The 14283-nt window shown below is 41.5% G+C and carries 8 protein-coding genes; 3 read left to right on the forward strand and 5 right to left on the reverse strand.

The window, feature by feature from the left end; all coding sequences use genetic code 11:
- Position 1: 1 nt before the first annotated feature.
- Genes ACNOGP_RS08490 through ACNOGP_RS08500 form a run of 3 tightly spaced genes read right to left on the reverse strand, consistent with a single transcriptional unit; the run spans position 2 to position 7434 of the window.
- Complete coding sequence (locus ACNOGP_RS08490; protein WP_418214548.1) at positions 2 to 2176, reverse strand: hypothetical protein; 2175 nt, start codon at positions 2174 to 2176, stop codon at positions 2 to 4.
- A gap of 11 nt (positions 2177 to 2187) precedes the next feature.
- Complete coding sequence (locus ACNOGP_RS08495; protein ID WP_418214549.1) at positions 2188 to 4149, reverse strand: RagB/SusD family nutrient uptake outer membrane protein; 1962 nt, start codon at positions 4147 to 4149, stop codon at positions 2188 to 2190.
- Between the two features lie 21 nt (positions 4150 to 4170).
- Entirely contained in the window at positions 4171 to 7434 is a 3264-nt protein-coding gene (locus ACNOGP_RS08500) for a SusC/RagA family TonB-linked outer membrane protein (protein WP_418214550.1), read from the reverse strand.
- A 509-nt stretch (positions 7435 to 7943) separates the two neighbouring features.
- On the opposite strand from ACNOGP_RS08500, the gene ACNOGP_RS08505 reads away from it, so the two are divergent.
- Genes ACNOGP_RS08505 through nagB form a run of 3 tightly spaced genes read left to right on the forward strand, consistent with a single transcriptional unit; the run spans position 7944 to position 10985 of the window.
- Complete coding sequence (locus tag ACNOGP_RS08505; RefSeq protein ID WP_272720259.1) at positions 7944 to 8915, forward strand: TIGR01212 family radical SAM protein; 972 nt, start codon at positions 7944 to 7946, stop codon at positions 8913 to 8915.
- A 10-nt stretch (positions 8916 to 8925) separates the two neighbouring features.
- A complete protein-coding gene (locus tag ACNOGP_RS08510; protein WP_418214551.1) occupies positions 8926 to 10122 on the forward strand; it encodes an FprA family A-type flavoprotein in 1197 nt (398 codons plus the stop codon).
- Positions 10123 to 10172: 50 nt separating this feature from the next.
- Positions 10173 to 10985 (forward strand): glucosamine-6-phosphate deaminase, encoded by an 813-nt coding sequence (gene nagB / locus ACNOGP_RS08515; protein ID WP_007764825.1) that lies wholly within the window; start codon positions 10173 to 10175, stop codon positions 10983 to 10985.
- A gap of 100 nt (positions 10986 to 11085) precedes the next feature.
- Here the strand turns inward: nagB and ACNOGP_RS08520 are convergent, their stop codons facing one another.
- On the reverse strand, positions 11086 to 11700 hold the full coding sequence (locus tag ACNOGP_RS08520; protein ID WP_007764827.1) for an L-threonylcarbamoyladenylate synthase: 615 nt from the start codon (positions 11698 to 11700) through the stop codon (positions 11086 to 11088).
- A 17-nt stretch (positions 11701 to 11717) separates the two neighbouring features.
- Positions 11718 to 14243: an AsmA-like C-terminal region-containing protein gene (locus tag ACNOGP_RS08525; RefSeq protein WP_418214552.1), complete on the reverse strand. Its 2526-nt coding sequence runs from the start codon at positions 14241 to 14243 to the stop codon at positions 11718 to 11720.
- Positions 14244 to 14283 lie beyond the last annotated feature (40 nt).

A 14283-nucleotide genomic window follows, 5' to 3' on the forward strand; every position in this document is an offset into this window, starting at 1 on the left:
TTTATTCTTTCCAACGTGGGTCACCATAAGGGGCGTAAGTTGAATCTGTTACTTTGAATTTCTTATCGGATGAAAGATTAAAGAATTGTTCAGAGCTATATGTTGTTTTGGTTGCCCACACGACAGAGTAACATATGTTTGCCTCATTAGTTGTATATACATTATCTTTGTTCTTGCTGCTAATAGCATTTCCTAATGTATTATTAGGATTAGTGCTTGTATTAACATTACCAATAAGTGTATTACTAATGGTAATATTAGCGGAAGAAGCTCCTGAACGCAACCAAGATTGTATACTATTATATAACGTACAGCCATTTATGTTTAGATTAAATGGATTGGTTTGCATTAGTCTAAAGATATTTCCGGTAACGGTATCTACCGTAGAATTTGTAATTGATAAACTGTTGGTTGTATAGGTACCGGCATCCCCATCAATATGTAAATAAACTAACGAATAGTTTCCAATATTAGATATAACACAATCGTTGAAGTTTATGGTTGAGCAACTTCCTCCTGCTGCAGAAGTTTTTCTCACACAAAATACTCCTGCGGCCGTTGAGATATTGCAAGATTCAAATGTTAGATTTTCAATATTGTCATTGCCTGCTTGATTTATTATATAATTATTGTTGGAATATAAATTTAGATTATAGAATTGGATATTAGTTTTACCTCCTGTAAAATAGAATCCATAGCTTCCTAATTTAGGTTTCTCATCCTCTTTATATTCTTCATAATTTTGATTGTCGTAATCGCCTCCCCAAACTAGGAGTGAAGAAATAGTAGATGGAATTTCCAGTCCATTCGTGGTTCCTGTTATATCTATATTTGAACCACTAGGAATGATAATTGCAACATTTCCGGAATTACCGGTTAACGCTGTTCTCCATTCTGCCAAATTTGTAACTTTTACAATGGTATATCCAGTGGGGATACCTTTTAATGTAGTAAACGTACAAGTACTCCGTATATTCTTACCATTATAAATTACCAACGTATAAGTCGTATTTGAATCCAAGTCGGCGAGTGACAGTTTTCCATTGTTTTCTAATGCCTTTTGTTCTTCTGTCGGTTCTTGCGGAATATCCGTTACTTCACCTTCATATAGAATATAGCCGGTAATAGTACCGATTTCTTCCGCATTCCAAAGAATTGTGACCGAGTTGGCTGTCAAACTGCCTTCTTCTATTGTTGATTCTACCGGCTGTCCTAATTTAGTGGTAGCTTCAATTTCTCCTCGCAAAATATCTTCATTGTAAATACGGATCACATATTGGCTGAATTGTTGTAGCCCGTCAATCGTGGCTGTACTTGCATTCAGCTCATCCATAGTGAGCGGGCGGTTTATTACTTCGGTTTCAGTAGTACCTTCTTTCAGATAGCAAATCAGTCGGTTGACGTTTTTGCCGTTTGCATTCCAGGTTACTCGGATAGATTCACTAGTACAATCTTCATCCGTTACTTCATTCATGATTTGTTCGGTTGTCACCGCAGAAGATGTCATGCCGCGTACTGTTTCTGCATTATAGATATAGATTATATATGATGAGCCAAGTTCCAAACCGGTAATGGTAGCACTGCTTGTGGCAATCTCTTCGGCTGTCAGATCACGGCGTACAACATCTGTCTCACCTTCTTTCTGATAAGTTAAGTGAGTAACAGGCAAACCGGCTGCATCCCATGTAGTCCGAATAGTTCCCCCGTTGATATCTTCGGCAGTTATTTCATTCAGAATCTGTTCGTCCGTAGTTTCAAAGTTTTCATCAGACGGGTAAGACCAATAGGATTCTTTTCCGTTTCCTACAGCTTTGATGCGCAGGTAATATTCAGTGTCACTTTCCAGTCCCGAAAGAATATAGGGCGCTTTTCGAATGGATTGGTCTTGTCCGAAAATCAGATTTCCCTGACTACCTATTACGATGTCGTCAGTCAAAGGGCTTTTACTGATTTCGATGATGTAATATTCTGCTTCAGGAGTTGTGTCCCATGTAACAGAGGCCGTCAGGGCAGATGCGGTGATGGAAATGCTTTTTGGGTTTACCCGAAATAAACGGGCTGATGCAGTATTCGTTTCCCAATCGTTACCATCCGTACAGGAGAAAACTATCATTCCTAATAAGAATGCCAGAACTCCCGATGTTAATATATGGTTGAATCTTTTCATTACTTTCATGATTTAGTGTGTTAGTCAGAATATCCGTATGAATTGTGAATGCGTCCGTTCAGCGCGGAGATGGTAGTGGAGGCGATAGGCATCAGATATCGGTTGACTACCTGTACATTATCACCAACCAATCCGCTAGAGATACTTGGCAAGTATTCTTGAGAATTACGGGGGTTGCTGGTTGTTCTTTCACTGCCCCAAGCACTGACACGTGCATCGTATGTTGCTGCCCAGTTGCTGTTAGTAGACGAGGCGTAGTAACCGTCTCCCGTGATAGAATTGAGGTCTATTTTTGTTTTTTGAGCATCTGCATAATTGAATAACCAATACCTGGGATATGCCCCTTGTATCTGTTCGCTATAGTCATTCTTAAATTGGTTGATCTTATCTACCAGTAAATTCCAGCGGATCAAATCGTATTTGCGTACTCCTTCACCTGCCAGTTCCCATGCGTTTTCGTCAACGATGGCCTTGAAAAATTCGTCTTTATTACTTGGCAGTTGGTTGATATACGCTTCTTCTTCAGCAGAAGGATCGGCAAATGCGCGGCAGTGCACTTTAGATAGAGCTTGGCGTGCGGTAATTCCGGCACTTCCGGCGTAAGAGCCATCAGCACTGCCTGATAATTCGTTCATGACCTCAGCATACATCAATAATACCTGCGAATAACGCATTTTCACACAGTTGATTCCGGTAAACCATTTTGAGTCTCCGGCATTGAGTGCCACGTTTGCCAAATCATCCGGCATTTTACGTACATCCCATTTCCCACAGTATATTTGGAAAGGAGAATTCCCCAACATTTCCTCTACGGTTATTCCGGCACTGTTTTGTGTCAGTTGCAAGTTGGAACAAGTGATGTCCCGTCGTTCGTCATCCGGACGGTATGACCAATATAAAGTGGAGGTAAGACGCTGCTTTCCGGAAGAGTTGCCACGTGTGCCATATTCGGCTGTTTCTCCATTGATACGTACTCCGATTGTATAACCGAATTCGCTGCTGACACCTAGTCCCATCGGAATTTCAAATAGGTTTTCGCGGAAAGTCTCATCCAATTCCCTTCTATTCACCATTGTCCATTGATTTTCAAAAGACGAATTAAGTTGGTGTGGAGAGGGATTGCTCATGACGGCAGTCAGATGTGTCAAAGCCAGTTTTAGCAGTTCTTTTCGTTTCTCTTCACCACAACGTTGGGTGGGATAAACAGGGTCCGAACAGGTTCTATGAGTTTCGTAACCATTTTTAGCTTGCTCCCGTATAGCCCATCCGGCACGTGTCAGTGCGATGGTTGCCAATAGTGCGTGAGCATATCCTTTAGTTGCGCGTTCTGTGGTATATCCGGATACTTCTCCTGCCCATGGCAATAATTCTATAGCTTCTTTCAGATTGATAATCAGAGAATCCATTATTTCGTCACGGTCTGTCTTTCCTTTATACACATTACTCAGATCGGTGGATGAAACATCAGTCTTGAAAGGTATATCACCGAAAATACGGATTAAGTCCAGATAGAGCATTGCTCGTAAGGTAAGTGCTTCGCCTTTATAACGTTCCATGATTTTCTGGTCAGTTCCTCCGGAATGGATAAGAGCGCTGTTCTCAATAGTGGCAATGGCAAGGTTGGCGCTTTCGATTGTGGAATACATGGCATCCCATATTCTGGCAAGTTCTGACCATCCGGGATTAGCGTTATAATTCATGTTTCCCCGTTCGTTGGATGTGTTCTGAGCATCTGAGCCCAGTCCGTCGATAAGCTCACAATCTGTGTTGGTACTCATTGCAATTGGAATGTCACGGGAATAAGTTGCATCTTGTACAAGGCCGCCATAGACGTTATTGATCAACAGTCCCGTATAATAGGTACTTTCACTGAGTTCATCCCGGTTGAGTTCAGACGGGGAAGTCTGGTCTAAAAAGTCAGAACACCCGGTAACGGTCAGGATACCGGCAGTTAGTATGATTAGTTTTGATATATTCTTCATGATGCTGTCTGTTATGATAATTTAGAATGTGACATTAATGCCTCCTATGAACGAACGGCTTTTCGGATAAGCTGCATAATCTATACCCGGTGTCATAGCGTTTCGTTTACTGCTGGTATCTACTTCCGGATCGGCCCCTGAGTATTTGGTTATGCAGAATAAGTTATAACCGGTGACGTAGATGCGGACGTTTTCCATAAAGCATTTCTTTATCCATGATTTCGGAAATGAATAACCTATGGTGATATTATTGACACGTAAGAATGAAGCGTCTTCCACTGCATAGTCGGTCAACTGCATAGTTGATACGGCGGCAGGATTGTAGTTCGAGGCTTCAGAATTAATGGCATTGAGTCGGTTAATCAATCCTTGCTCACCTCCATATGTGTTGAGAACACTGGATGAAGGGCGTCCTAAATTCATTCCTGTTACCGGATCCACCCATGTATAGCGGTTTGCCAATGCAAAATCATTGTTTAGATTGTAACCTTCGCGGGAACTTGAATAAAAGGAAGTCGCCAGTTTGGCTCCGTTAACAATCTGATTTCCTATAGAATAATTGAAGAACAGGTTGAAGTCGAAGTTGCCGACACGTCCGTTTAATCCGAAACCGCCTACAACGGGAGCTACAGTATTTCCAAGCTTTTGTTTGATTGGATTTCCGTTTGCGTCACATTCAACTTTCAGTCCTCCGGGATAATAATTACCACCTGTAATGGTCGGACTATTGTCTGTAATTCCATCCTTTAATACCCATGTGGTACCGTTTAGGATTAATTCGCCTGTCGGATTGGTAACGGGATCGTAAGCAGTGAAGTATCCGTTGGTTTTGTATCCCCATACTTCGCCTAATTGTCCTCCTTTTTCTACACGGAAGTCTTCATAGCGGGCGATAGTACTACCAGCCCAGTTACTGCTTTGCCATGGATTATCGGAGTTTAATTCGTCAATGCGGTTTCTGTTGTAGGCAATGTTAAAGTTGAAGTTCAATCCGTATTTCTTTTTGTCCAAAAGCACGGCGTTCATACTGAGTTCAACTCCTTTGTTTGATGTTTTGCCAAAATTTTGATATTGGTAATTATATCCGCTGATGGATGGTATTTCCGTACGCATCAACAAATCTTTGGTCGTATTCCAATAAAAGTCTAAAGAACCTGATATGCGGTTATCCCAGAAACCGAAGTCAAATCCCAAATTGCGTGTGATGGTAGTTTCCCATTTTAATTCGGGATTGCTGAGATTAGTACCCGGAGTTAACATAGAATTACTGATATTATTCCAATACGGGGGCTTAGATGTATTTCCCGCTAGAGAGAAAGTCTCATTAATCAATCCGGAACTGATACGGTTATTACCTGCCGTACCATAGCTTAATCTTAGTTTGAGTGAAGAAAGCCAATTGCGTGTATTGCTCATAAATGCTTCGTCGGACATACGCCAGGCGAAAGCAGCCGATGGAAATACTCCCCATTGGTTTCCTTTAGCGAATTTGCTGGAACCATCCGCGCGTATTGTAGCTGTAAAAAGATATTTGTCGCTCAGCGTATAGTTGATACGTCCGAAGAATGAAAGTAAGTTATCTTTAGCTGAGTACGTCGTTTGTGTGGGAAGAGCTGTTCCTCCACCCATTTTAGATAGAATATCCTCTACTTTGGCATTTGAGTCGAATCCTACCGAAACCATTTTGTATGCTTTACTCCAACTACTGCTGATTTCATGACCTGCTAATACATTGATACGGTCACGTCCGTTGAAAAGTTTCTTGTTTTCGTAAGTTAGTGTATTGGAGTTGCGCCAATTCTTGATTGTTTCTTTTGCAACGTATGCCTGTGGCTGACCATTATAGCCATAATTTGAATTTTGTGTGGCATCTGAACCCCATGCTTGTTCTATATCGTCATACTTCCATCCGTAACCGAATTCGGAACGGAAAGTAAAGTTGATAAGTGGTTTCCAGTTTACTCCGGCATTGTAGTTATAGTTGGAAACATTACGTTGCTTATAAGTAGCTACAAGACGTTCCAACGGGCTTTTTTGATTATAAACTTCTTCATCACCTCCTACAGTCAGTTTTTCTACCGGACGATAGCGGATTGCATTGGCAACGATAGAAGTGGAAGCATTGGATTCATTGGTGTCCGAACCGCCACTCAAGCCATCGGTTGTCGTGTAACTCATTCGCACGTTGGCATCTAAAGTGATCCATTTATTCACTTCCGCCTTAATTTTGGCATTTACATTATCTTTACGATAACCGGAACCAAGCATGATGCTTTTTTCGTCATTATGAGCATAGCTTACATTATATTTAAATTGTTTGCTTCCGCCGCTTACATTCACATTATATTGAGCTTGATTACCGGTACGCCCGAAAATTTCATCTTGGTAGTCAGTGCCTTCTACACTTTTCCAAATGTCTAAATCACCGTATTCTCCATAGATAAAATTTGATAAGTTGTTCGCATCCAATTCATATTGGTAAGCTACATAATCGTATGGGCTTAGTACTTTAGTGAACTTTGTAGCTTTTTTAAAACCGTAAGAAGCTCCGAAGTCTACTTGTGTTTTACCCTCTTTACCGCTCTTGGTAGTGATGATGATGACACCGTTTGCCCCACGAGCACCATAGATGGCGGTCGAGGAAGCGTCTTTCAGTACATCGATACTTTGGATCTCGGATGGAGCGATGTCACTAATGCTGGACACGGGAAATCCGTCTACGATGTAAAGAGGTGAGTTATCTTGTGACAAAGAACCTCCTCCACGTACCCGTATTTTGATATCTGCATCGGGAGAACCCTCAGTGGTTGTGATATTAACTCCCGCCATTTTTCCGGTTAAAGCCTCAGTCGCACTTGATACAGGCACTGCCGCGATATCTTTTGCACTGACTGATGCAACGGAACCTGTGAGGTCTTTCTTACTCACTGTACCATAGCCGATAACAACGACTTCGTCCAAAGCTTTGGAGTCATCACTCATAGTTACGTTGATTAGTTTTCTTCCTTGAACGGCTATCTCTTGTGTTTTCATACCGATATATGAAATCACAATCGTCTTTTTACCGTCAATCTTAAGAGAAAAATTACCATCCAAGTCGGTAATTGTTCCATTGGTGGTATTTCCTTTTTCAACAATAGAAGCTCCGATAACCGGTTCTCCCGTAGTGTCTTTCACATTACCTTTTAAGGTAAGTGTTTGCGCTGATATTCCGATTGATATCATTGCAAATAACATTAGCAGCAAGGTGCGCATGTCTTTCATTGGGTTAAACAATCTCAGCATGTTTTAATTTAATAGTTATTGTTTGATGATAAATTTTTGGTTTTATAGTTATAAATTGAAGCCAATAATTACTTATTGAACACTGCAAAGGTATGGCTAATTCGATGTTGCAGTGTGTAATATTTGTTCTTTATATGGTATTTATTGAAATGGTAACCTGATTCGGAATGGCTGGGAAGCGGTCTTATGAGGTATTATTAAAAAATCCTCTCCATATTCTTATTTGGAATATAGAGAGGATAATTTTATTGACGAGAGTTGCATGGGGTATGGTGAGATGAAATCATAATTGGGGAATAAATTGCACAAGACTTTCACAAGTATCCTCCCGTCAATGCCTAAAATCATGGCAAAATTAACTAAATACTTTTTTGAATCGCAATAATTATTAATTTATCTTATGGTAATTATGAAATATTTAATATATTGAAGATATTTTGCACTAACTTTCTGTAACTCACTGATTTTTCCTATGTTTGCCGATCAAATATTAAAAGAAGGGAGTAAATATGTCCACACCTATATTATATAATGACTTTCCAACGTTTTTGAGGAAATACTTTTCTTATAAAGTACAGAAGATATCATTGAATGCCGGGTTCACATGTCCTAACCGGGATGGAACGAAAGGGTGGGGAGGCTGTACATATTGTAACAATCAAACTTTTAATCCCGATTACTGTCGGACGGAGAAGTCCATTACTACTCAGTTGCAGGAAGGAAAATACTTTTTTGCGCACAAATATCCGGAGATGAAGTATTTAGCCTATTTTCAAGCATATACAAATACGTATGCGGAGTTGGAGGGGCTAAAACGCAAATATGAAGAAGCTCTAAAGGTTGACGGTGTTGTAGGGCTAGTGATTGGAACCCGACCGGATTGTATGCCGGAAGGACTGTTGCATTATCTGGAAGAACTGAATAAACATACTTTCCTCATGGTAGAATATGGTATAGAAAGTACTTGTGATAAAACTTTGCAACGTATCAACCGTGGGCATACGTATGCGGAAACAGTGGAGGCTGTAGAACGAACGGCTGCCTGTGGTATTCTGACAGGTGGGCATATTATTCTTGGACTTCCGGGAGAAACGCGTGAAACGATGGTAGAGCAAGCCGGAATCCTTTCCCAATTGCCTCTATTTACCCTTAAAATTCATCAGTTACAGTTAATTCGGGGTACTCGAATGGCGCATGAGTACGCTGAAGCTCCGGACGATTTCCATCTGTTTACGGAAGTGGACGAATACATTGATCTGGTAATCGATTATATAGAACACCTCCGACCTGATATGGTGGTGGAACGTTTTGTTTCTCAATCTCCTAAAGAATTATTAATAGCACCGGATTGGGGATTGAAAAATTATGAATTTGTGGCACGTTTACAAAAAAGAATGAAAGAAAGAGATGCTTATCAAGGCAAGAAGTATAAGGATTCGGAAAAAAGGATTATTTTTGCAGATGATAAGTTTACCACTTAATAACTGAAGAATGGAACATAAAACAAGAATTAAAGGAAATGTCCACTATGTGGGAGTAAATGACCGTAACAAACACCGGTTTGAAGCGATGTGGCCATTGCCCTATGGAGTTTCATATAACTCTTATCTGATTGATGATGAAATGGTGGCATTGGTGGATACGGTAGATATCTGTTATTTTGAAGTCTACTTGCGTAAAATAAAGCAGGTGATTGGCGAACGTCCCATCAATTATTTGATTATAAATCACATGGAACCGGATCATTCCGGCTCTATCCGATTGATAAAGCAACATTACCCGGAAATTATTATTGTGGGTAATAAGCAGACCTTTGGTATGATTGAAGGCTTCTACGGAGTGACTGGTGAACAGTATCTGGTGAAGGATGGAGATTTCTTAGCTTTAGGACATCACAAACTGCGATTTTATATGACTCCGATGGTGCATTGGCCTGAAACGATGATGACCTTTGATGAAACGGAAGGAATTCTTTTCTCCGGTGACGGATTCGGCTGCTTTGGTACATTGGATGGCGGTTTTCTGGATACTGGCATGAATGTAGACAGATATTGGGGAGAAATGGTACGTTATTATTCAAATATTGTAGGTAAGTATGGAAGCCCTGTACAAAAGGCTTTGCAAAAACTGGGCGGACTTCCTATTTCTGCTATCTGCTCTACTCACGGACCCGTATGGACAGAGAATATTGCCAAAGTGATTGGTATCTATGACAGACTGAGCCGTTATGATGCGGATGAAGGTGTGGTGATTGTGTACGGAAGTATGTATGGAAATACGGAACAAATGGCTGAGGCTATCGCTGCAGAGCTTTCGGCACAAGGAATCAAAAATATAGTCATGTACAATGTGACGAAGAGCCATCCTTCTTATATCATAGCAGATATTTTCCGTTATAAAGGATTAATCATCGGTTCGCCTACTTACAGCAATCAGCTATTCCCCGAAGTAGATGCGTTGCTTTCAAAGATTCTGTTGCGTGAGGTGAAAGGTCGCTATTTAGGTTACTTCGGTTCCTTTACATGGGCAGGTGCTGCTGTGAAACGTCTGGCTGAATTTGCTGAAAAGAGCAAATTCGAGTTAGTGGGCGATCCTGTGGAGATGAAGCAGGCGATGAGGGATATCACTTATACTCAGTGCGAAAATCTGGCACGAGCAATGGCGGACCGCTTGAAGAAAGACCGATAAAACAGTGAATGAGATATTATTTATTAACTAACCTATAAAACAATCGACTTATGAGATTAATTATTCAACCGGACTATCAGTCTGTGTCTCAGTGGGCTGCACATTATGTTGCTGCAAAAATAAAAGCTGCTAATCCAACCCCTGAAAAACCATTTGTATTAGGATGTCCTACCGGTTCTTCCCCACTTGGAATGTATAAGGCTTTGATCGACCTGAATAAGAAGGGCATTGTTTCTTTCCAGAATGTCGTAACGTTCAATATGGATGAGTATGTAGGTTTACCGAAGGAACATCCGGAAAGCTACTATTCTTTTATGTGGAATAACTTCTTCAGCCATATTGACATTAAGCCGGAGAATACAAATATTTTGAACGGTAACGCTCCTGATTTGGATGCGGAATGTGCACGTTATGAAGAGAAGATTAAATCATACGGTGGCATAGACCTGTTTATGGGTGGTATCGGTCCTGACGGGCATATTGCTTTCAACGAACCGGGCTCCTCGCTGACTTCACGCACTCGTCAGAAAACATTGACAATGGATACAATTATCGCTAACTCCCGTTTCTTTGACAATGATATCAATAAAGTGCCTAAGACTTCATTGACAGTGGGAGTCGGTACTGTGCTTTCCGCAAAGGAAGTGATGATTATCGTTAATGGCCATAACAAGGCACGTGCTTTGTATCATGCGGTAGAAGGAGCTATCACTCAGATGTGGACTATCAGTGCTCTGCAGATGCACGAAAAGGGTATCATCGTGTGTGACGATGCTGCTACGGTAGAACTGAAAGTAGGTACCTATCGTTACTTTAAAGACATTGAATCCGCTCATCTGGATCCGGAGTCTTTGATTAAGTAAGAAGTGGAATATACTCTATAAAAACGGGCTGCAATCAATTCAACGTTGATGCAGCCCGTTTTCTATATGAACAATCAGAGTATGAACAATTATAAATGGTTCAATTCTCCTCCAGCCAGCCTTTTCCCTGACGCACGATTTCCGGTTCGTTTTCTGTGCATTTTACGACAGTTGACGGCTCTATGCCTCCGATACCTCCATCAATAACAAGATCCACGATATCTCCGAACTTTTCGTCTATAAGTTCCGGATCGGTCATATACTCCAAGTCCTCGTTTTCCTCATGAGGCAGGGTGGTAGTCATGATGGGAGCGTCCAGCAGCCGTGCTATCTCTCGGATAATATGATTGTCCGGCATACGGATACCTACTTCTTTTCGGTTACGGAAAATCTTAGGCAACCGGTTTGTTCCGTTCAGAATAAAGGTGAATGGTCCCGGAAGGTTATGCTTCATAAGCTTAAATACATTATTGTCGACTTTGGCATATTCGCTGATACTGCTCAGGTCATAGCAGATAATTGACAAATTATTCTTGCGCGGATCTATCTCCTTAATACGACATATCCGTTCTATCGCACGTTCTTTCAAACCATGACAACCGATAGCATACATCGTGTCGGTGGGATAGATGATAAGTCCGCCATCATTCAGGATATCAATGATTCGTTGTAAATCCTGCGGGTTATTATTTTTATCATATAGCTTCAGAAGCATAACCTTTTTCTCCTTTTTTATTTGAGTTTCTTCTTTAAGAAATCCAGTGCTTTCTCTGCCGCCTTTTCCGTCACTTTCTGCTTGACAGAATCTTTATTGGCGGTAGCGGCTGAATCCAGACCTAGTTTTTGTCCCAGTTTGCTGATAGCCTCGTCGGCTACGGCCTCAACAGCCTGGCTTGCCATGCTCTTTGTATCAACACTGACTTTAGGAGAGGTAAACGAGCCTCCGATCTTCAAGTCGAGAGTCATCAGCTTGGAAATGTTACCGGCAGAAGCGGGCAGCTTGATCTTTCCTGTATAATCGATGGTTTGGTCGAGTCCTGTACTACCTGAAAGATTCAAGTTGTAGTCACCCATCTTGATATCAAACGGTTTTGTTTCCACACGTCCGTCTTTGATAGTGAAATCCAGCGTCATATCTTTCACTTTCATTTCCTTCAGACTCGGCTGCTTCACAGCGTCGGCAATCTGGTCAATCGCTTTTACTCCACTCAGGCTGAGGTCGCGGGTGGAGAGGCTGCCGTCCCCTTGCATTGTGTCCAATACAGGGCTCATAGTTGCGTCCAGATCAGTCAATACATTGATACTGCCGGAGAAATTACCTTTCAGGTTTTCAAAGATAGGAGCCATCTTCTGTACCATATCCAGTTCTTTGTAAGCCTGTGCGAAAACGATATTCGACAGTTTGAATCCGGCTTTCATCTCCGGTTTCTTCACGTTGGCGGTAGAATAATATCCATTCATTACTACATTTCCTCCCATTGTATTCATGGAAAGGTTTTTCATGTCTACCTTACCGTCTTTCACAATGAGTTTGCCATTCATGTTGTTGAAGGCCATCTTATCGAACAATACTTCTTTCAGATTAGCGTCCATTTGGAAGTCAATGTTACGGGGGACTTCAAAGATTCCGGTTGAAGTAGCAACCGAGTCTGTTGTGGCTGTATTCGGTGTTGCGGCTGTTTCTTCGGCAGAATCACCCATGAAATCATTCAAATTAAAATGATTGGAGCGAATGTTCAGATTTCCCTTCAAGGTAGTTCCTTTCAGTACATATCCGATATAGTTCTCGAAGCGGCTATCGGCTGTGATATCATTCTTTCCGATATTGACGGTCGTTTCGCTCAACTGAAGATACTTCGGAGTAAAAGTGAAAAGGGATTTCTGGATTTCTACATCCGGCATATCTTTCATCTGAAGTTTCATGCCTGTCAATCCGATCGTACCGGCAGCCTGTATATGTTCATATTGTTCCTTTTCTATATAAGAAAGACGGCCGGACATCTGCATATCGGCATTGATCGTCCCATTCAGCTCCATATCACCGAGTGGATACACTTGTTTGATCATACCTAAATTAAGGATGCCCTTTGCTTCCGCTTTAAAGTCCGGGTCGCTGATTGGAGTTTTCACGTTGGCAGTCAGACTGAACGGATTTCCTGCCAGACGGAAGCTGAACGGATTGATGGTAACGGTAGTCAAGTCAATATTTCCTCCCGGATTCTGAACATTGGCGCTGATGTTGATTTGATCTACACCAGCCGGCAGAGCCGGATAGCGGAACATGGCATTCTTGACCTGCATATCGATATTGAATGCGGGTACGGTATCTCCCTGCAGAACGCCTTTGGCAGTAGCAGTCAGAGTAGCAGTCCCGTCAGTTTTCAGACTTGAGAACTCAGTAGCATAGATGGCCGGAATCAACGAAAGAATTTCTTTAAACCCGATATCATTCGTATTAAGTTTCAAATCCATGTCGATAGCGGGATCTTGTAGGGCAACCCAGCCGTCAATACCTGCCTGAATGGCATTAAGGCGGATAGTATTATCCTTCAATGTATATTTATTATTGGCTAAGTCGGCGTCTATATCCATTTTAGCGGAAATATTGGCATTTGCCAAGAAAGGAATGCCGTTCATCTTGTAAGTCAAAGATTGGGTTTCCGCTTCCAGTTGCAATGTGGTACGGTCACTTCCCAAATCGCCGGAACAAACGGCATTGAAGTCGCGGATGTCAGCATACATTTTTCCTTGCTGATCGTCATAAACCAAGTTCATGTTTTTGATGACAAACTGTTGTAGCTTCACCTTGAAAGGAGAAGATTCCTCTTCTGCCGTAGGCGTTTCCTCTGTTGCTGTGGTGTCCGGCTTCATGATATCCCAGTTCACTTGTCCGTCCGGCAATACAATAGCGTGCAGCCGGGTATCTTCAATGAAGATTTTAGAAATATCATAGCCACTATCTCCGAAAAGTGAGAATAGATTGATAGCTGCGGTAACCTCTCCGGCTTGTACGAGAGTATCGTTAGCGAATTCTCCTGTACCTTTCAGCCAGAAATCTTCGAGTGTGACAGAAGCCTGTGGAAAGTTGCGGAACAGGCTAATGTTAAGTCTCTCAAAATCAAATTGTGCATTAAGCATTTTGTTGCCTTCTGTCTTTACGATATCGGCTATCTTACCTTGGAAGGCGAAAGGGAGAAGGAGCATGAGGATGATAATAACTCCTACAGTGATAGCTGCGATTTTCAAACCTTTTTTCATTTACTTTTATTTTAAGAGTTTGACGAATATACAAGAAACA

The sequence above is a fragment of the Bacteroides difficilis genome, from assembly GCF_048319815.1.
GTDB classification, from domain to species: Bacteria; Bacteroidota; Bacteroidia; order Bacteroidales; family Bacteroidaceae; genus Bacteroides; species Bacteroides zhangwenhongii.

Coding starts and splice junctions, on each gene's coding strand:
- ACNOGP_RS08510 (WP_418214551.1), top strand. CDS start 8,926: ATGGAACATAAAACAAGAATTAAAGGAAATGTCCACTATGTGGGAGTA.
- ACNOGP_RS08520 (WP_007764827.1), bottom strand. CDS start 11,700: ATGCTTCTGAAGCTATATGATAAAAATAATAACCCGCAGGATTTACAA.
- ACNOGP_RS08495 (WP_418214549.1), bottom strand. CDS start 4,149: ATGAAGAATATATCAAAACTAATCATACTAACTGCCGGTATCCTGACC.
- ACNOGP_RS08500 (WP_418214550.1), bottom strand. CDS start 7,434: ATGCTGAGATTGTTTAACCCAATGAAAGACATGCGCACCTTGCTGCTA.
- nagB (WP_007764825.1), top strand. CDS start 10,173: ATGAGATTAATTATTCAACCGGACTATCAGTCTGTGTCTCAGTGGGCT.
- ACNOGP_RS08505 (WP_272720259.1), top strand. CDS start 7,944: ATGTCCACACCTATATTATATAATGACTTTCCAACGTTTTTGAGGAAA.
- ACNOGP_RS08525 (WP_418214552.1), bottom strand. CDS start 14,243: ATGAAAAAAGGTTTGAAAATCGCAGCTATCACTGTAGGAGTTATTATC.
- ACNOGP_RS08490 (WP_418214548.1), bottom strand. CDS start 2,176: ATGAAAGTAATGAAAAGATTCAACCATATATTAACATCGGGAGTTCTG.